Here is an 18,081-nt window from a genome sequence, read left to right on the forward strand (position 1 = left end):
CATGCCCGGTCCACTCACGTGGCGCTGATCACACCCCCGGCGAGGAGGCCCATCACGGTGAGGCCGAGGATCACCCGGTATGCGCCGAACCAGTTCATCGAATGGGCGCTGACGAAGCGCAGCAGCCAGGCGATCGACGCATAACCGATGACGAAGGCGATGAGAGTGGCGACCAGCAGTTGCGATCCGGATGCCTCCATCCCCTCGCCGCTGGGGTCGAAAGCGTCGGGGAGGCTGAACAGTCCCGACGCGGTCACCGCCGGGATGGCGAGCAGGAAGGAGAAACGGAAGGCCGCCTCTCGCTCGAGCCCCAGGAAGAGTCCGGCGCTGGCGGTTGCGCCCGAACGCGAGACCCCGGGGACCAACGCCAGACACTGGGCCAGTCCCATCACCACGCCGTCCCGCAATGTCAGCTGCTCCATCGAGCGTTCCTTGCGTCCGTAGCGCTCGGCGAGCCAGATGACGCCGGCGAACACGATCAGCACGGTCGCGACCAGCCAGAGGTTGCGCCCGGATGTCCGGATCTGGTCCTTGAACAGGAATCCCAGGACACCGATCGGGATGGTCGCGAAGATCACGTACCAGCCGATGCGGTAGTCGAGGCCGCGCTCCTCCTCGTTCGTCAGACCGCGGAACCACGCCGCCACGATCCGCGCGATGTCGCGCGCGAAGTAGACCAGCACGGCGGCTTCGGTCCCGAGCTGGGTGACCGCGGTGAACGAGGCGCCGGCATCCCCGCCGAACATGATCTCCGAGGCGATCCGCAGATGGCCCGACGACGAGATCGGCAGGAACTCGGTGAGACCTTGCAGGGCACCGAGCACGATCGACTGGGCCCACGTCATGGTGTCTGTCACGGCGGCTGATGCTACGTGGAAACCCGCTGCGGCACCGCATCGCCCGCACCGGCGTTTCCCGGCATCCGCCGCAGATCCGACACGAGCCGTCGACCCGACCCCGCGCGTCCCGGATCGGCGTCGTGACGCAAGATGGTGAGATGCACGTGCCGAGATCACCGCGCCGGATCCCCCTGTTCACCGCGGTGCGCAGGCCTGCGCCGATCGCCGCCGGGATCGTCGCGATCGCTGCCGTCGTGCTGGTGTCGGGTTGCGGATCGTCCGGCGACAGTTCGTCCACCCCGAACGTGCCGACCGTCACACCGGCGACCGCCGAGCAGGCCCCGCCCGGTCCGGCTGCCGCGCCGGCCGGCGTGGTGGTGCCGACTCCCGCGAACAGCCGTGGACTGGCGATCGACTCGGGCACCGTCGCGGTGCTCGATCCGGCCGGGACCACCGTCCTGCGTTACGCCACCGACCGCATTTCCGACGCTCCGCGACGATCGACGACACCCCCACTGACCCGCATCGTCGGCAGTGGCGACGGTTCGTTCCTCGGCGTCGGACCGGACGTCATCGCGCGCATCGCCGCCGACGGCGCGGTGACCACCACCCCGATCTCGGCTACCGACCCGACCGCGTTGGCACGCACCGCATCCGGGCAGGTGCTCGTCGGTACCGACGACGGTCGACTGTTGGTCTTCGATCGCGATCTGAAGCCGGGCCGGGTCATCGACAAGTTCATCCGGGTCGATGACATCACCGTCTCCCCACCGGGCGCCGACCTCTCCGACGAACAGGTCGTCGTTCTCGATCGTGCACAGTCCTCGGTCACCCCGGTCACCATCGCCGACGGCGACCTCGGTCCCGCACTGAGGGCGGGCAACGGGGCCACCAACTCCACCGTCGACCGATACGGGCGTGTGCTGGTCGCCAACACGCGCGACGACGAGGTCGTCGGATTCTTCGGATCCCCGCTGGTCATGCGATTCCGGTATCCCGTGCCGGCCGGCCCGTACGCCGTAGACTACGACGACACCCACAACCTGATGTGGGTGTCGACGACGGCGAACAACGAGGTGGTGGCCTATGACCTGTCCGGTGGCGAACCCGTGGCGAAGCATCGGTTCCCGGCCGTCGCCCAACCGGACAGTATCGCCGTCGACGACGGGTCGGGCACCGTGTTCGTCCTCTCGGCCCGGGGCGGACTCCAGATCGCCCCGCCGGATTACATGTTGCGCGGGGTCGCGCCCGTCACACCATCGGGTCCGTGACGATGTCGCCTGACCCCCACACCGACGGCATCGCTGCTCGCCACGGCCGGGCGATATCCCGGTCGGGGCAGCGCCATCCACGTGGCTGGGAGGTCACCTCCGACACCCACGAGTGTGTGCTCCTCACCCTGCCTCCCGATGTCACCCGGGTCACCGCGTCGATGCGCCTGTCCATCGAGGCGGAGTTCGGCGGCTGGGAGCTCAAGCGCGTTCGGCTCTACTCCGACGGCACCCGGAAGGTGTTGCTACGCCGAAAGAAGCCACCGCGGACACGGATCATCCTCGACGATGACAGCGTCAGTTCCGGCTACCCGGACGCAGGGGCCACCGCATGCTGAGTCGGATCAACGCCGCGCTGTACCCGATCCTGCTCCGGCTGATGTTCCGTCTCTCGCCGGAACGCATCCACGGCCTCGCGTTCGGGGCCATCGCATTCGCCGGCCGGAACCCGTTGCTGCGCTACGGCACCGCGAAGGTACTGGCACCCGAGGATCCGCTGCTCCGGCAACGCGTGTTCGGTGTCGACTTCCCCGCTCCCCTCGGCCTGGCGGCCGGGTTCGACAAGAGCGCCTCGGCCGTGAACGCCTGGGGCCAGATCGGATTCGGCTATGCGGAGATCGGGACCATCACCGGAGAGGCTCAGCCCGGCAATCCCACGCCGCGACTGTTCCGCCTGCCCGCGGATCGGGCGCTGATCAATCGGATGGGTTTCAACAATCCCGGCGCCCGCGAAGCCGCACAGCATCTCCGTGCACTGCGACCCGGCCCGAAGAGCGTGCCGATCGGGGCGAACATCGGCAAGACGAAGGTGGTCCCCGTCGAGGAGGCGGTGGACGACTACCGGTTCAGCGCCCGCACCCTCGGGCCCCTCGCCGACTTCGTCGTGGTCAACGTGAGCTCGCCCAACACGCCGGGCCTCCGCGACCTCCAGGCCGTCGACTCATTGCGACCGATCCTGGCGGCGGTGCAGGAAGAGGTCACGGTACCGGTCCTGGTGAAGATCGCTCCCGATCTCGCCGACGCGGACATCGATGCCGTTGCCGATCTCGCCGTCGAACTCGGGCTCGGCGGGATCGTGGCGACCAACACGACCATCGAGCGCAGCGGGCTACAGACCCCTGCCGACGACGTCGCCGCCCTCGGTGCGGGCGGGCTGTCCGGGGCCCCGCTCGCCGACCGGTCACTGACCGTGCTTCGCCGACTCCATGCGCGGGTCGGCGGACGGGTCGCGCTCGTCAGCGTCGGCGGTATCGAGACCGCCGATCAGGCCTGGGAGCGCATCCTGGCCGGCGCCGATCTCCTGCAGGGCTACACCGGATTCATCTACGGCGGACCCTTGTGGGTCAAGGAGATCCACGACGGCATCGCCGAACGGGTGCGAGCCGGCGGCTTCGCGAGCCTGGCCGACGCGGTCGGCAGCGCGGCTTCGTAGTCAGGACACACGGTATTCGCGTGTCCTGACCACGATTCGGCAACTCAGATGTCCTCGGAAGCCTGTTCGTGGGTGCCGACGACGGTGGCCCGCGCGATTGCATGCGAGAACAGGTTGAAGCCGAGGTACGCAGGGGTCGCGCCGTCGGGCAAACCGAGCGACTCGACGTCGACGGCATGCACCACCACAAAGTAGCGATGGGGACCGTGTCCGGGCGGCGGCGCCGCGCCGATGAAGCGCTTCTGTGCCGCGTCGTTGGCCAGCGTGACCGCACCCGAGGGCAGCCCGCTACCGGTGTCGTCACCGGCGCCCGCGGGCAGCGAGGTCACCGAGACCGGGATGTCAGCAACCGCCCAGTGCCAGAAACCCGATGCCGTAGGCGCATCCGGGTCGTACACCGTGACCGCGAAACTCTTGGTCTCCGAGGGGAATCCGGACCAGGTCAGTTGCGGCGACAGATCTTCGCCGCCTGCCCCCATGATCCCGCTCACCTGCTCGTTGCGCAGCGGCCCGCCGTCGGCGATGCTCTCCGACGTCAGGGTGAAGCCGGGCAGTGTCGGTAGCGGGTCGTACGGGTTGAACGCCATCAGAACACCTTTCTCGGGTCAGCGCGGAACAGGTCGAACGCGCATCGGACTCCAGTACATCAACTGTGTAGCAGAAAGTGCTCGAACACCTTGGTTCCGAACACCACCGCGTCGACCGGTACACGTTCGTCGACACCGTGGAACAATGCGGCGAAATCCAGCTCCGGCGGGAGTTGCAATGGCGCGAAGCCGAAGCAACGGACACCGAGCTTGGCGAACGCCTTCGCGTCGGTGCCGCCCGAGAGCATGTACGGAACCGTCATGCCCTGTGGATCATGCGCGAGAATCGCGTCGTTCATCGCGTCGACCAGATGACCGTCGAAGGTCGTCTCATACGAGTCGAGGTGGGTGATCCACTCGCGGGTCACGTTGGGGCCGATGAGCTCGTCGACCTCCTTCTCGAACGCCTCCAGACGCCCGGGCAGCACACGACAGTCGACGACGGCCTCCGCCTTCTGCGGGATCACGTTGGCCTTGTAGCCGGCCTTGAGCATCGTCGGGTTCGCGGTGTCGCGCAGTGTGGCGCCGATGATGCGGGCCAGATTGCCGAGCTTGAACAACGTCGTGTCGAGGTCCGGGGCGTCGGGGCGCAGATCCAGGCCGATCTCGTCGGAGACCGTGGCCAGGAACTGACTCACCGATTCGGTCATCACCAGCGGAAAGGTGTGCCGGCCAAGGCGGGCAACGGCTTCCGCGACTTCGGTGACCGCGTTGTCGGAGTGCAGGAAGGAGCCGTGCCCAGCGGTGGCGTCGGCCGTCAAACGCATCCACGACAGACCCTTCTCGGCGGTCTCGACCAGATAGAGACGCCGCTGCGTACCGTCGGGCCGATCGATGGTGAGGGAGAAACCGCCGACCTCTCCGACCGCCTCGGTGATCCCCTCGAAGAGGTCGGGCCGATTCTCGACCAGCCAGTGTGAACCCCAGGTGCCGCCGGCCTCCTCATCGGCGAGGAAGGCGAAGACGATCTCCCGCGGCGGCACGGTGCCGTCGCGTTTGAATTGACGCGCGAGCGCCAGCGCCATGCCGACCATGTCCTTCATGTCGATCGCACCGCGCCCCCAGATGTAGCCGTCGGAGACGGTCCCGGAGAACGGGTGCACGCTCCAGTCCGCGGGTTCCGCGGGGACCACGTCGAGATGACCGTGCACGAGCAGTGCCCCGCGGTCGGAGTCGACCGGTCCCGGGAGACGCGCGAAGATGTTGCCCCGTCCCGGTCGTCCGGACTCGACGTACTGGGTGGTGTACCCGACCTCCTCGAGGAGTTGCGCTACCCATTTCGCGCATTCCTCTTCGCCTTTGGTGGTATCCGCCTCGCCGGTGTTGGTCGTGTCGAACCGGATGAGACGGCTCACGATGTCGACCACTTCGTCGACCGCACGATCGGGTACAGGCTGGGAAGTCACCCCTCACTCCTACGGGATTTGGGATAGACGGGCAACCTCGGTTAGGGTTATGCCCGCGCTACGAGAGGTCCGAGTGGCGGAATGGCAGACGCGCTAGCTTGAGGTGCTAGTGCCCTATTAACGGGCGTGGGGGTTCAAGTCCCCCCTCGGACACCACCTTCGGGATGACCAGGTCATCTCATCTCGATTCACCCCGGCCACGGCCGGGGTTTTTCTTTTCCCGTCACGAGCAGTACCGATGGTGTGCTGCGCCGACCGTGTGAGAATGCCATTTTCATATTCGGAAACGTCGAGTACGATCACGAAGAATCCATTGTCCGACGATGCCGGAGGAAAAGACCATGCCCAAGGCGCTGGCGCCAGAGATCTCCACCTGGCCCGACAAGGACGCGCAGCTGATCGGCACGAGGTGCGGCGCGTGCGAGTTCACCACGTTCCCCACCCAGGACTACTGCCCCAAATGCAGTTCGGGTGACACCTCGGATGTCCTTCTTCCCCGGACCGGGACTCTGGTGGCCTGGACCGTCCAGGGATTTCCTCCCGGCGCTCCCTACATCGGTCCCACCGGAGACGACTTCGTCCCGTTCGGCGTCGGTTTGGTGCAGCTCGACGACGTGGTGCGGGTGGAGGGCCGGCTCACCGAGAACGACCCGACCAAGTTGCAGTTCGGACAGGCCGTCGAACTGACCATGATCCCGCTCGCCACCGACGACGACGGTGACGAGATCTACACCTTCGCCTTCGCCCCGGCCTGACCCCAGAGAGGAACCCCATGACCAACGACGTAGCCATCATCGGCGTCGGCCTCCATCCCTTCGGTCGCTTCGACAAGACCGCCATGCAGATGGGCGCAGAGGCCATCCAGCTCGCTCTCGGCGATGCCGGTGTCGAGTGGAAGGACATCCAATTCGGCTTCGGCGGAAGCTACGAGATCTCGAACCCGGATGCCGTCACCCGCCTGGTCGGACTGACTGGTATCACCTTCACCAACGTCTTCAACGCCTGCGCCACGTCGGCCAGCGCCATCCAGCAGACCGCCGACACCATCCGCCTCGGCACCTACGACATCGGGATCGCGGTCGGCATGGACAAGCACCCGCGCGGGGCGTTCACCGACAACCCGGCCAAGCTGGCGCTCCCCCAGTGGTACGCGCAGAACGGGCAGTTCCTGACCACCAAGTTCTTCGGGATCAAGGCCAACCGCTACATCCACGACCACAACATCTCGCAGGCCACCCTCGCCGAGGTCGCGGCCAAGAACTTCCGCAACGGCGAGCGGAACCCGAACGCGTTCCGACGCACCCCGATCCCCGCCGACCAGATCCTGAACTCGGCAATGGTCAACTACCCGCTGACGCAGTACATGTTCTGCTCGCCAGACGAGGGCGCGGCGGCGGTGATCATGTGCCGCGGGGACATTGCCCACAAGTTCACCGACAAACCGGTGTTCTTGCGTGCCAGTGAGATCCGCACACGTCGCTACGGCGCCTATGAGGTGCACGCCACCTCAGCGCCGATCGAGGAGGACGTGTCGCCGACGGTCTACGCGGCGCGGGCGGCCTACGAGCGGGCCGGTATCGGGCCCGAGGACGTCGACATCGCCCAGCTGCAGGACACCGACGCCGGTGCCGAGGTCATCCACATGGCCGAGACCGGTCTGTGCAAGGACGGGGAACAGGAGCAGCTGCTCGCCGACGGCGAGACCGAGATCACCGGCTCGATCCCGGTCAACACCGACGGCGGGCTGATCGCCAACGGCGAGCCGATCGGCGCGTCCGGGCTCCGCCAGATGCACGAACTCGTGCGTCAACTGCGCGGGGAAGCCGGCGACCGACAGGTGCCCGGATCACCCAAGGTCGGGTTGGCCCAGGTCTATGGCGCCCCGGGCACCGCCTCGGCGACGATCGTCTCGCTCTGACCGCTCGGCTACGGACAACCCCTCATCGACCTGCCGTGATCGCCGCCATTCCGTTGCGGTACGGCAGGTCGATGTCGTTCGCGTCATAGCTGCGCAGGATCGCGCGGCGGATACGTCTTTGCAGCGACCACTGCGCGTTCGGCTTGGTCTTCAGCGTCATCCGCAGAACCACCATGTCGGGCGCGACCTCCTGGATTCCGAGCATCTCGGGGGTGCCGAGCACGTCGGCGGCCACCGACTCGTCGGCCAGTACCTCGTTGGCGGCCTCCAGCGCGACCTCCTGGGCACGGTCGAGATCCGCGGTCAGCGCGACCGGCACCTCGACCCGCGCCACCGCATACTCCTGGCTCATGTTGCCGACACGGGCGATCTCACCGTTGCGGACATACCAGAGCGTGCCGTCGAGATCACGCACCGTGGTGATGCGCAGACCCACCGACTCGACCTCGCCGATGGCCTCGCCGAGATCGACGATGTCACCGACCCCGTACTGGTCCTCGAGAAGCATGAACACACCGGACACGAAGTCCTTGACCAGGTTCTGCGCGCCAAAACCGATCGCCAGGCCGACGACCCCGGCCGACGCGATGAACGGCGCGATGTTGACGCCGAGGACGCTCAGGATCGACAACACGACCCACACCAGCAGAATGATCGACACCGTCGACTTGAGGACGGAGCCGATCGTCTTGGCCCGCTGGGCCCTACGCTCAGCAACCGCGGGGTTGCGCGCGGCGGCGGGAGTCCGTTCCCGTAGGTGACGTAGCAACGCGGGCTTTCGCTGATCCGAGTTGCCGGCCTCCACCTTGGGCCGCCTGGTGGCCCGATCGATCGCGCGGTGCAGCAGGTAGCGCACGATCAGCGCGATAACGATGTAAGTCACGATGCGGATCGGGGTCTCGATGATCCACTCGCGATTTGTCTCCGTCCATTCGAAGGCCAGGGTTTGAGCTGTCATGGTGACGACCGTACGGATGTGATCGGCCATGTCCAGTCGTGACCGCTGTCAGCCGCTGTGTGGGGCGTGCGGTGCGTCGAATCTCACGATGCGGTCCACAATGGGACGGTGACCCGACTCTTCCTCGATTGCGATACCGGCATCGACGACTCGCTCGCCCTCCTCTATCTCCTCGGCCGCCGCGAAGTCGACCTGGTCGGGATCGTGTCGACGGCGGGCAACGTCCCGGTGGACGTGGTCACCGCCAACAACCTGGCGTGGCTCGAGATGTGCGGACGCACCGACATCCCCGTGCACACCGGGTCGCCGGACCCGCTCACGGCCGAGCTGATGACGACCGAGGACACCCATGGTCCGCTCGGCATCGGGTACGCCGAGCTCCCGCCCGCCACACAGTCGGCCAGTCGGGTCGACGCCGCCAATGCCTGGATCGAAGCGGCCATGGCATACCCCGGCGAACTGATCGGCCTGGTGACCGGCCCGTTGACCTCCCTGGCCACCGCGATCCGGCGGGACCCCGCGCTCCCCACCCGCCTGGCCCGACTTGTGATCATGGGCGGCGCCTTCCATGTGCACGGCAACACCACGCCGACCTCCGAGTGGAACGTCGCGGTGGATCCCGAGGCGGCCGCCGAGGTGTTCGCGGCTTTCGGGCGCGACGATACGGAACCACCCATCGTCTGTCCTCTCGATCTCACCGAGTCGGTGGCGATGACGCCCGATCACCTCGTCCGGCTCGCCGCGACGGCCGGCAGCAGCCCAGTCGAGTACCCCGATCCCACCGACGAGGCCGGCTTGCGGTCGGTCTCCGACAACGCGCTGATCCGGCATCTGATGGACGCGGTGCGCTTCTACCTCGAGTTCCATCACGCCCACGACGAGGGCTACATCGCACATCTCCACGATCCGTTCGCGGCCATGGTCGCACTGGCGCCCGACATCGTGACCACGATCCCCGCGCGTGTCGACATCGAGCTGGTCGGTCGTCACACGCGCGGGATGACCGTCGCAGACGAACGGTCGATGACCGGGGAACCCAACGCACGGATCGCCATCGCGACCGACATCGACGCCGTGTTCGACGATCTGATCGACACGATCGGCACCTTTGCGAGATCGTTTGCACCATCGGACAATTCGGGCAGCGGGATGGTCGCCAGAACGTAGAACGCCTGCGTGCCGGATACCGCAGGCGTAGCGTCGAGCTGTGACCAGACTCGGCTACCAGATCCCCAATTTCACCTATCCCGATGTCACCGCGGATCGCCTCTTCCCCACCGTCGTCGCCCAGGCTGTCGAGGCCGAAGACTCCGGATTCGACACCGTGCTGGTGATGGATCACTTCTACCAGCTCCCCATCCTCGGCACTCCTGACGAACCGATGATCGAGTGCTACACCCTGCTCTCGGCTCTCGCCCAGCACACGTCGAGGGTCAGGTTGTCGGCTCTCGTGACGGGCAACACCTATCGCAACCCGACACTCCTCGCCAAGACCGTCACGGCGTTGGACGTGGTCTCTGGCGGGCGTGCCCAACTGGGCATCGGTGCGGGTTGGTTCGAACTCGAGCACGACGCACTGGGCTACGAGTTCGGCACCTTCACCGATCGATTCGAGAAACTAGAAGAATCGCTGCAGATCGTCCTGGGCATGCTCGAAGGGAACAAGCCGACCCTCGACGGCACCCGGTACCGAGTGCGTGAGGCGCTCAACGTGCCTGCGCCGCTGTCGAAGATCCCCGTCATGATCGGTGGCGGCGGCGAGCGCAAGACACTGCGCATGGTCGCCCAGTACGCCGACGAATCGAATCTCATCTGCGCGGTCGAGGACATCGGTCGCAAACTGGAAGCTCTTGCCGGGCACTGTGACCGCCTGGGCCGCAATCGCTCCGAGATCACGGTGAGCTTGCAGACCTCGGCGTGTATCGCACCGACCCACGACGAGGCCGTCGCCGAGTTCGAGTCGTATCTCAAGCGCAATCCCGCTGCGGAAGTGCGTCGGACGAACACCATCGTGGGCGACCCGGACGAGGTGGGTGCGCGGTTCTCAGACCTCCTCGCGACCGGCGTGGACGGCATCACCGTCAACGCTCCTGCCAACGGCCATGTGCCGGGGCGGGTCTCGTTGTTGGGCTCGACCCTGGCCCCGCTGATCGGCGGCTAGTTCAGCTGGACGTCGCCTCGTACATGGTGATGCGGACCTCGGTCGTGTCGGCGAACCGCTCGGCGTGGGTCACCGGAACCCGTCCCGGCCCGAAGCCGCGTCGCCCGCGAGATCGCCGAGGGGTGCCTGGCCCGATATCGCCCCGACCAGCCCGCGGTCGTCGACGATCGCACGAACGATCTCCCCGGACCGGATGGCCACGTTGGAGAGCAGCGTCGAGGTGAGCCCGTGCGTGTGCTCGGAGTTCCCCTGCACGAAGATCCGCCCGGTGATGTCATCGGCGGTCTCCACGCGATAGAGGCGATCGAGAACGGGACGCCCGTGCCGATCCTCCCGACAGTGAGCGGCCAGATCGCCGACCATCTCCGACAACGTTGTCGGCTCGAAACCCGTGGCGAAGACGACGGCATCACAGTCGAGGACGGTCTCGGCCCCGGTGAGTCGGTTGGCGATTCGGACCCGTGCGGCGTCCTCGGTCTCGGTGAGCTCGACGACCTCCGATGTGCCGTGGACGAACATCCGTCGCTCGCCGCTCACACGCTCGGTGTATTCGCGTCGATAGAGATCTTCGATCAGGACCCGATCCACCGCAGAGTAGTTGGTACTGCGGTGGTACTGCATCAGACGGTCACGCCATGCCGCGTTCGCGGAGAAGTACTCGTCGACCGCCTCGGGATCGAAGATCCGGTTCGCATACGGACTGTCATCGGCCGGCGTGTAACCGTACTTGGCGAAGACCCCATGGACTTCCGCGTCGGTCTCGTCGTGCAGATACCCCGCGACCTCGGCCGCGCTCTGGCCGGCACCGACCACCACGAAGCGGCCATTGGGCCGGCTCGGCAGTTCGGCGAAATGCGCCAGCATCCGATGATTGTGGAATACACGGGGTCCCGAAGTGACACCTGCGGGCAGCTTCGCACGTAGTCCGCCGCCGAGGACCACGTTCCGGGCCTGGATCACCCCGTGCGCCGGCGAGACCACCTCGAAGTGATCATCCGACCAGCGAACAGCCTTGACCTCCGCCGAGTATTCGACCGGGATGTCGACGCGATCCGCCGCCCACCCGAGGTAGTCGTGGAACTCGGCCCTCAGCGGGAAGAAGTCCTGCCGGTTGATGAAGTGGGTCAGGCGTCCGCGCTCGGCGAGATAGTTGAGAAAGGTGTAAGCGCTGCGGATATTGCGTTGCGTCACCAGGTCTTTCAGAAAGGAGACCTGCATTGTCGTACCCGGCAGGAGCATGCCCGAATGCCACCCGAAGGCGTCCTTCTTCTCGAAGAAGCGCGCGGTCACCCGCTCGTGCGACCCGGCGGAAAGATTGTGCTCCTCGATCGCGATGGCCAGGGCGAGATTTGACGGTCCGAACCCGATGCCGACCACATCGACCAACGGGGAATGATCACTGGACAAGCCTTGCTCCTCTGCGTCGTTCTGTGACGGTGCCTCATTCGGTGACCGATGTCCCGACCCGGCCGATCGCGCCCGTGGCCCACGACGCGCCGCCTCAGGGACACCACGTCCTACTCACCCCATCGTCCGGGCACCAAGCGACCCGTTGGGCGCGGCCACACGACCGACAAAAGGTAAGACTATCCTAACCTGAAGAAAGCGATTGAATCGCCCTCACTCGCCGGAGCCGTGCCCGTCGGCCGATCCCAGCGGAGATGCCCGACGGGTCGTCGGGTCGTGTGGACCAGCACCGGGCCGACCATGATCGAGGTCACGAGCGCCACCAGGATCACGCGCAGGTAGATCGTGTCGTCGAACACCTGGAGGTTGAGTCCCGACGTCGCCACCACGACCCCGATGACACCAGGTGCGACGGTCTCCCGCGACCGGACGCCGATCCGATCATCCTGCAGCACATGCTGTCCGGTATCAACAGCCATATCGTGCTGGACCTCGGCATCGTCCTGTGCCGTCCTCGCACAGCATCAGATCTTCTCGCTGAACGAGGCGATCGAGGCTCTTGGCGACAGCGCCTGGCGATTCGCCACGCTACTGGCACTGGAGCCGGGCTTCGTGCGACGAGCGACCATCGCGGCACGCGATCTACAGGTGACCCGTCAGTCGGCTCTCGTCTTCGATATCGTCGCCGACGCGAATCCGCGCGGAACTCGGCTGAATCCGGACCGGGCGCCTGGGCTCAGGACGTCCTGCGGCCGTCGAACGCCTCGACGATCCGCTGCGCGGCGAGTGCCGGCGTCAGATCGCCCGACCGAACCTGCTGTTCGACATCGGCGCGGATGCTCTTGACTTCCGGACTCTCACCGAGCCGGGAGAGGACGGTGTCGCGCACCATCGCCCACGTCCAGTCGATCTGCTGCTGATTGCGCCGGGCCGCGAACTGGCCGGCGTCGGTGAGCGTGTGCTTGTGGCGGAGCACCGCGTCCCAGTACTCGGCGACGCCGGTGTTCTCGATCGCACTCATCGTCTGCACCGGCGGCATCCACACGGCGTCGTGTGGATAGATCAGCCGCAGCGCGTTCTTGAGTTCGCGCGCCGCTCCCTTGGCCTCGGTGAGGTGCTTCCCGTCGGCCTTGTTGACCACCACCACATCGGCGAGTTCCAGAACGCCCTTCTTGATGCCCTGCAACGAATCCCCGGTACGGGCGAGGGTTAGGAACGTGAAGGTGTCGACCATGTTCGCGACCGTCACCTCGGACTGGCCGACGCCGACCGTCTCCACGAGGACCACGTCGAATCCGGCGGCCTCGAGCAGCACGATGCTCTCGCGGGTTGCCTTGGCCACCCCGCCGAGGGTCCCCGAGGTCGGCGACGGACGGATGTAGGCATCCTTCGACATCGAGAGTCGCCCCATCCGGGTCTTGTCGCCCAGGATGGAGCCGCCGGTTCGCGTCGACGACGGATCCACCGCGAGCACGGCGACCTTGTGGCCCTGCTCGATCAGGTACATCCCGAGTGCCTCGATGGTGGTCGACTTCCCCACCCCGGGCACGCCGGTGATCCCGACCCGGAACGAGTTCCCCGCGTGCGGGGTCAGCCGCAGCAGCAACTCCTGTGCGGCCGCGCGATGATCCGGCCGCGCCGATTCCACGAGTGTGATGGCCCGGGCGAGGTCGGACCGCCGATCGGCCCGAACGGCCGCGGCGAGGGCGTCCACGTCGATCGGACGCCGCGACGCCGTGGCCGCGCCGGCATCGTGATCGCCCATCACTCGCCGGCGACGCCGGTCAGCTGGTGGCCGAGGCCGACGGCCAACTTGCTCACCAATTCCACTGCGGAGTCGGCGATCACGGTTCCGGGCGGGAAGATCGCTGCGGCGCCCGCCTCATGCAGCTCGGCGAAGTCGTCCGGAGGGATGACGCCGCCGACCACGATCATGATGTCGGGACGGCCGACATCTTCGAGCGCCTGTCGCAGCGCGGGCACCAACGTCAGGTGACCCGCAGCCAGCGAGGACACGCCGACGACGTGTACGTCGTTGTCCGCGGCCTGCGCGGCGACCTCCTCCGGCGTGGCGAACAAGGGGCCCACGTCGACGTCGAATCCCAGATCGGCGAAGGCGGTCGCGATCACCTTTTGTCCCCGGTCGTGACCGTCCTGCCCCATCTTCGCCACGAGTACGCGCGGGCGACGGCCCTCGGCCTCACCGAACTGCCGGACGATCTCGATCGCCGCGTCGACGTTGCTCACCTCGCCCGCCTCATGTCGGTACACCCCGCTGATGGTCTTGATCTCTGCCTGGTGGCGACCATAGACCTTTTCCATTGCGTCGGAGATCTCGCCGACGGTGGCCTGGTGGCGAGCCGCCTCGATGGCCAGCGCCATCAGATTGTTCTCGAGGCCACCCTGGTCCGAGGCGGCTGCGCGGGTCAGGTCGGCGAGTGCGGCCTGCGCGGCCGACTCGTCACGCTCGGCGCGCAATCGCTTCAGCTTCTCCAGCTGCTCGGTGCGCACCTTGGAGTTCTCGACCTTGAGGACCTCGATCTCCTCGTCGACGTCGACCTGGTATTTGTTCACACCCACGAGAGGCTGCTGGCCGGAGTCGATCCGGGCCTGCGTGCGAGCCGCGGCCTCCTCGATGCGCAGCTTCGGCAGTCCCTCGTTGATCGCCTGCGTCATGCCGCCGGCCTCTTCGACCTCGGCGATGTGCGCCCGGGCCTTCTCCGCGAGCTGATGCGTCAGCCATTCGACGTAATTCGAGCCGGCCCACGGATCGATCGGGCGCGTGGTGCCCGACTCCTGCTGAAGGAGCAGCTGCGTGTTGCGGGCGATGCGGGCCGAGAAGTCCGTCGGCAGCGCGATCGCCTCGTCGAGGGCGTTGGTGTGCAGCGACTGCGTGTGTCCTTGTGTGGCCGCCATCGCCTCGACACAGGTGCGTGCAACGTTGTTGAAGACGTCCTGGGCGGTCAGGGACCATCCGGAGGTTTGCGAATGTGTGCGCAGTGACAACGATTTGGCATTCGTCGGCTCGAACTGTGCGACGAGCTCGCTCCACAGCAGCCGCGCGGCGCGCAGCTTGGCGACCTCCATGAAGAAGTTCATGCCGATGCCCCAGAAGAACGAGAGTCGGGGCGCGAACTTGTCGATGTCGAGACCCGCGTCCAGCCCGGCCCGGATGTACTCGACACCGTCGGCCAGCGTGTACGCCAATTCCAGGTCGGCGGTCGCCCCGGCCTCCTGGATGTGATAGCCGGAGATCGAGATCGAGTTGAACTTCGGCATCTTCTGACTGGTGTACTCGAAGATGTTGGAGATGATCCGCATCGACGGCTTCGGCGGATAGATGTAGGTGTTGCGGACCATGAACTCTTTGAGGATGTCGTTCTGGATGGTCCCGGCGAGCTTCTCCGGCGGCACCCCCTGCTCCTCCGCCGCCACCACGTACAGCGCCAGAATCGGCAGCACCGCACCGTTCATGGTCATCGACACCGAGACCGACCCGAGGTCGATGCCGTCGAAGAGTTGCCGCATGTCGAGGATCGAGTCGATGGCGACACCGGCCATCCCGACGTCGCCTGCCACCCGCGGGTGATCGGAGTCATAGCCGCGGTGGGTGGCGAGGTCGAAGGCCACCGACAGGCCCTTCTGTCCGGCCGCGAGGTTACGGCGGTAGAAGGCGTTCGACTCGGCGGCGGTCGAGAACCCCGCGTACTGCCGGATGGTCCACGGCTGGTTGACGTACATCGTCGGGTAGGGCCCGCGGATGAACGGCGCCTCGCCGGGAATGGAATCCAGCGGATACGGGTGGTCACCCTCGGTGGCGATGGCGTCGCGGTCCGCGCGGGTGTAGATCGGCCGGACCCCGATCTGTTCCGGTGTGCTCCACGTGATCTCGTCGGCGGTCTGCCCCTGGGCCTTCGCCAGCCGGTCGATGGCGGCGTCGGCCGTCGGGGATTCAGCCGTCGGGGATTCAGCAGGGCCGGATCCGACGGCGGCTCCTGTGACCAGTTCGACGTCGGCGAAACTTGGGATCTCCCCGAAGGTGTCCGCAGGCGAACTGGTCGGGCTCGGTTCGGTCTGGGTCATGATGTCGCTCCCGCCGGTTCTTGGGTCAGCTGGTCGAGAAGATCGCGGAGGACCGCCACCGCGTCGATACCGACCCGCAGCGACCCGTCCGGCCGATCGTCTCCGTCGGGCCATTCCTTCTCGGGCCCGGCCAGGAGTACCGTGCGCAGACCGGCGGCGCGCGCAGCCTGCAGCGCCGCGGCGCCGTCGTCGGCATACCGCTGCTTGGTCCCGCAGATCACTGCGATCGATGCGTCCGCATCCGCCACCGCCACCGCGATACCGTCGGTGGTCAGGGGGCCTGGGTTCACCACCGAGATACCCCCTGCGGCAAGAAGGTTCGCGGTGAACGTGGTCCGGCCGTTGTGCTCCGCCACGGATCCGAGCGGTAGCAGCAGAACGGTGGGGCGCCGGCCGGTGTCGGCGAGGACGGCGTCGGATCGATCGCGCAGTTCCTCGAAGGAGCGCCCGACCCGCGCGAGTCGCGGTGCCCCGAGCGGTACGTCGGTCGCATCGGCGATCCCCGAGCCCAGGGGCTTCTCGTCAAGATTCGGGAATTCGTTGACACCGGTCACGGAGGTCCGGCGATGGGCCACCGAATCGTCACGATTCGCCAGCGAGGCGCCCACCCGGTCGGCGATCCAGCCGGAGTCGAGGGCGGCGCGGTACCCGCCCGCCGATTCGATCTGACCGAAGACGGTCCAGGCATTCGACGCGAGGTCGTCGGTGAGTGACTCGACGAACCAGGAGCCGCCGGCCGGATCGAGCACGCGGCCGATGTTGGATTCCTCGAGCAGCAGCAGCTGCGTGTTGCGCGCGATGCGACGGGAGAACGACGCACTCGAGGTGCGGTTGTCGAGTGGGATCGCGGCGTCGAATCCGAGGGCCGTGACCTGGTCGGCACCACCGACGCCCGCCCCGAACGAGGCGATCGTGGTGCGCAGCATGTTGACCCAGGGGTCACGCTGACTCTGCATCGCCAGATCGGTGACGCCGTGGGTGATCGCGGCCCCGGCCTCCGGCGCGCCGACCACCTCGGCCACCCGGGCCCAGACCTTGCGCAGCGCACGGAACTTGGCGATGGTCGCGAACTGATCGTCTCCGGCGGACACCGCAAAGGTGATCTGGCGCAGCGCATCCGCCGACGACAGACCGGCCTGGGTGAGGTCACGCAGGTGTGTGACGGCGGCCGCGATCTGCAGCGCGAGCTCAAGTCCGTTGTCGGCCCCGGCGGTGGCGAAATCGGTGCCGTCGACGCGGAATGTCCGAACACCGGCGGGCACATCAGCGGCCAGCGAGGTCGCCTCCGCGGCATCCACTGTCGCGCGACCCGAGAAGGCCGCGGTCAACGGGGACAGACCGAGGGAGGTGATGGTCGAGGCCGTCGGCGCGATGGACTCGGGTGCCGCTGCGGCTGTCGCACAGACCGTCAGGAGTGCGCGCGCGGCGGCGATGCCCTCGGCTCCCGCGTCGAGGGTCACCGGGATCAGATCGAGATAGATGCCGTCGAGGACGGCGGTCAGGTCGTCGGCCGAGATGCCGGCGCCGACGTGCAACCACAGGCCGCTCGTGCCCTTGGACAGGGCATCGAGTGCGGACTGATTGACGTCGGCGGCCGGTGTCGAGTCGTCACCGAATCGCTCGGTCACCCGCCAGCCCATGATGACGTCGCGATCGGGATCGGCACCCCGAACATACGGGAATCCGCCGGGCAGGCCGGATTCCGCGTTCTCATCCCTGCGTGTGTACAGCGGACGGATACGGAGTCCGTCGAGAGTGGTGGTGGACAAGAGCTCTTCGGCCGAGGCAGGCAATTCCTCGACAGTGGACCGCCGGGACTTCGCCAAGACGGCGGCAGCGGCTTCCGACCAGGCCCGATAGGCCTCGTCGAGCGATCGGTCGGACCGATCGGATTTCGACGCAGTGGTCTGCGGCATGGGGCGTGACACCTCCGTGTTGCTCGGGTCGAGCGCGTACCCGACTTTAGCCGAACGCTCGCTCGGCTCTCACATCGAGGGCCGATCGTGACACATCGCACGG

Annotated in this window: 16 protein-coding genes and 1 tRNA gene; 8 read left to right on the forward strand and 9 right to left on the reverse strand. The window is 66.9% G+C overall.

What is annotated here, in order from left to right:
- Positions 1–14: 14 nt before the first annotated feature.
- Entirely contained in the window at positions 15–857 is an 843-nt protein-coding gene (locus ACPXCG_RS22285; RefSeq protein WP_425794470.1) for an undecaprenyl-diphosphate phosphatase, read from the reverse strand.
- Positions 858–997: 140 nt separating this feature from the next.
- On the opposite strand from ACPXCG_RS22285, the gene ACPXCG_RS22290 reads away from it, so the two are divergent.
- The 3 genes from ACPXCG_RS22290 to ACPXCG_RS22300 are packed head-to-tail and all read left to right on the forward strand — an operon-like array spanning position 998 to position 3,542.
- Entirely contained in the window at positions 998–2,110 is a 1,113-nt protein-coding gene (locus ACPXCG_RS22290) for a YncE family protein (RefSeq protein ID WP_425794532.1), read from the forward strand.
- Positions 2,111–2,112: 2 nt separating this feature from the next.
- Positions 2,113–2,448: a DUF5703 family protein gene (locus tag ACPXCG_RS22295; RefSeq protein ID WP_425794533.1), complete on the forward strand. Its 336-nt coding sequence runs from the start codon at positions 2,113–2,115 to the stop codon at positions 2,446–2,448.
- Positions 2,442–3,542 carry a quinone-dependent dihydroorotate dehydrogenase gene (locus ACPXCG_RS22300; protein WP_425794472.1) on the forward strand — a complete coding sequence of 367 codons (1,101 nt, stop codon included), beginning with the start codon at positions 2,442–2,444 and terminating at the stop codon, positions 3,540–3,542. Before ACPXCG_RS22295 ends, ACPXCG_RS22300 begins: the two co-directional genes overlap by 7 nt.
- A 44-nt stretch (positions 3,543–3,586) precedes the next feature.
- Here ACPXCG_RS22300 and ACPXCG_RS22305 read toward each other — a convergent pair whose 3' ends face one another.
- Together ACPXCG_RS22305 and ACPXCG_RS22310 are read right to left on the reverse strand one after the other, a co-directional pair.
- The gene (locus tag ACPXCG_RS22305; protein ID WP_425794534.1) at positions 3,587–4,132 is read right to left on the reverse strand and encodes a YbhB/YbcL family Raf kinase inhibitor-like protein; all 546 of its coding nucleotides are present in this window, start codon (positions 4,130–4,132) and stop codon (positions 3,587–3,589) included.
- Positions 4,133–4,188: 56 nt separating this feature from the next.
- A complete protein-coding gene (locus tag ACPXCG_RS22310) occupies positions 4,189–5,535 on the reverse strand; it encodes a M20/M25/M40 family metallo-hydrolase (RefSeq protein WP_425794474.1) in 1,347 nt (448 codons plus the stop codon).
- Between the two features lie 67 nt (positions 5,536–5,602).
- On the opposite strand from ACPXCG_RS22310, the gene ACPXCG_RS22315 reads away from it, so the two are divergent.
- From ACPXCG_RS22315 to ACPXCG_RS22325, 3 genes are all read left to right on the forward strand, one after another.
- Positions 5,603–5,691: transfer RNA gene (locus ACPXCG_RS22315), tRNA-Leu, on the forward strand.
- A gap of 185 nt (positions 5,692–5,876) precedes the next feature.
- The gene (locus ACPXCG_RS22320; protein ID WP_425794535.1) at positions 5,877–6,290 is read left to right on the forward strand and encodes a Zn-ribbon domain-containing OB-fold protein; all 414 of its coding nucleotides are present in this window, start codon (positions 5,877–5,879) and stop codon (positions 6,288–6,290) included.
- 17 nt (positions 6,291–6,307) lie between these two features.
- Positions 6,308–7,453, forward strand: coding sequence for a thiolase family protein (locus tag ACPXCG_RS22325; protein ID WP_425794476.1), 1,146 nt, complete (start codon positions 6,308–6,310; stop codon positions 7,451–7,453).
- Positions 7,454–7,475: 22 nt separating this feature from the next.
- Here the strand turns inward: ACPXCG_RS22325 and ACPXCG_RS22330 are convergent, their stop codons facing one another.
- Positions 7,476–8,411: a mechanosensitive ion channel family protein gene (locus tag ACPXCG_RS22330; protein WP_425794478.1), complete on the reverse strand. Its 936-nt coding sequence runs from the start codon at positions 8,409–8,411 to the stop codon at positions 7,476–7,478.
- Positions 8,412–8,519: 108 nt separating this feature from the next.
- On the opposite strand from ACPXCG_RS22330, the gene ACPXCG_RS22335 reads away from it, so the two are divergent.
- Complete coding sequence (locus ACPXCG_RS22335; RefSeq protein ID WP_425794479.1) at positions 8,520–9,578, forward strand: nucleoside hydrolase; 1,059 nt, start codon at positions 8,520–8,522, stop codon at positions 9,576–9,578.
- A gap of 40 nt (positions 9,579–9,618) precedes the next feature.
- Entirely contained in the window at positions 9,619–10,572 is a 954-nt protein-coding gene (locus tag ACPXCG_RS22340) for an LLM class F420-dependent oxidoreductase (RefSeq protein ID WP_425794481.1), read from the forward strand.
- 69 nt (positions 10,573–10,641) lie between these two features.
- On the opposite strand, the gene ACPXCG_RS22345 is transcribed toward ACPXCG_RS22340, so the two are convergent.
- The 5 genes from ACPXCG_RS22345 to ACPXCG_RS22365 all read right to left on the reverse strand — a co-directional run bounded on the left by ACPXCG_RS22345 (position 10,642) and on the right by ACPXCG_RS22365 (position 17,978).
- The gene (locus ACPXCG_RS22345; RefSeq protein WP_425794483.1) at positions 10,642–11,979 is read right to left on the reverse strand and encodes a lysine N(6)-hydroxylase/L-ornithine N(5)-oxygenase family protein; all 1,338 of its coding nucleotides are present in this window, start codon (positions 11,977–11,979) and stop codon (positions 10,642–10,644) included.
- 179 nt (positions 11,980–12,158) lie between these two features.
- Complete coding sequence (locus ACPXCG_RS22350) at positions 12,159–12,458, reverse strand: hypothetical protein (protein WP_425794484.1); 300 nt, start codon at positions 12,456–12,458, stop codon at positions 12,159–12,161.
- A 257-nt stretch (positions 12,459–12,715) separates the two neighbouring features.
- Positions 12,716–13,744, reverse strand: a complete 1,029-nt coding sequence (meaB, locus tag ACPXCG_RS22355) for a methylmalonyl Co-A mutase-associated GTPase MeaB (RefSeq protein ID WP_425794485.1) — start codon at positions 13,742–13,744, stop codon at positions 12,716–12,718.
- A complete protein-coding gene (scpA, locus tag ACPXCG_RS22360; protein WP_425794486.1) occupies positions 13,744–16,062 on the reverse strand; it encodes a methylmalonyl-CoA mutase in 2,319 nt (772 codons plus the stop codon). The genes meaB and scpA overlap by 1 nt, the downstream gene beginning before the upstream one ends.
- A complete protein-coding gene (locus ACPXCG_RS22365; protein WP_425794488.1) occupies positions 16,059–17,978 on the reverse strand; it encodes a methylmalonyl-CoA mutase family protein in 1,920 nt (639 codons plus the stop codon). Before ACPXCG_RS22365 ends, scpA begins: the two co-directional genes overlap by 4 nt.
- Positions 17,979–18,081: the final 103 nt, after the last annotated feature.

Origin of the sequence: Gordonia sp. DT218, assembly GCF_049847105.1 — a bacterium.
In the GTDB taxonomy this organism is placed as follows: Bacteria; Actinomycetota; Actinomycetes; order Mycobacteriales; family Mycobacteriaceae; genus Gordonia.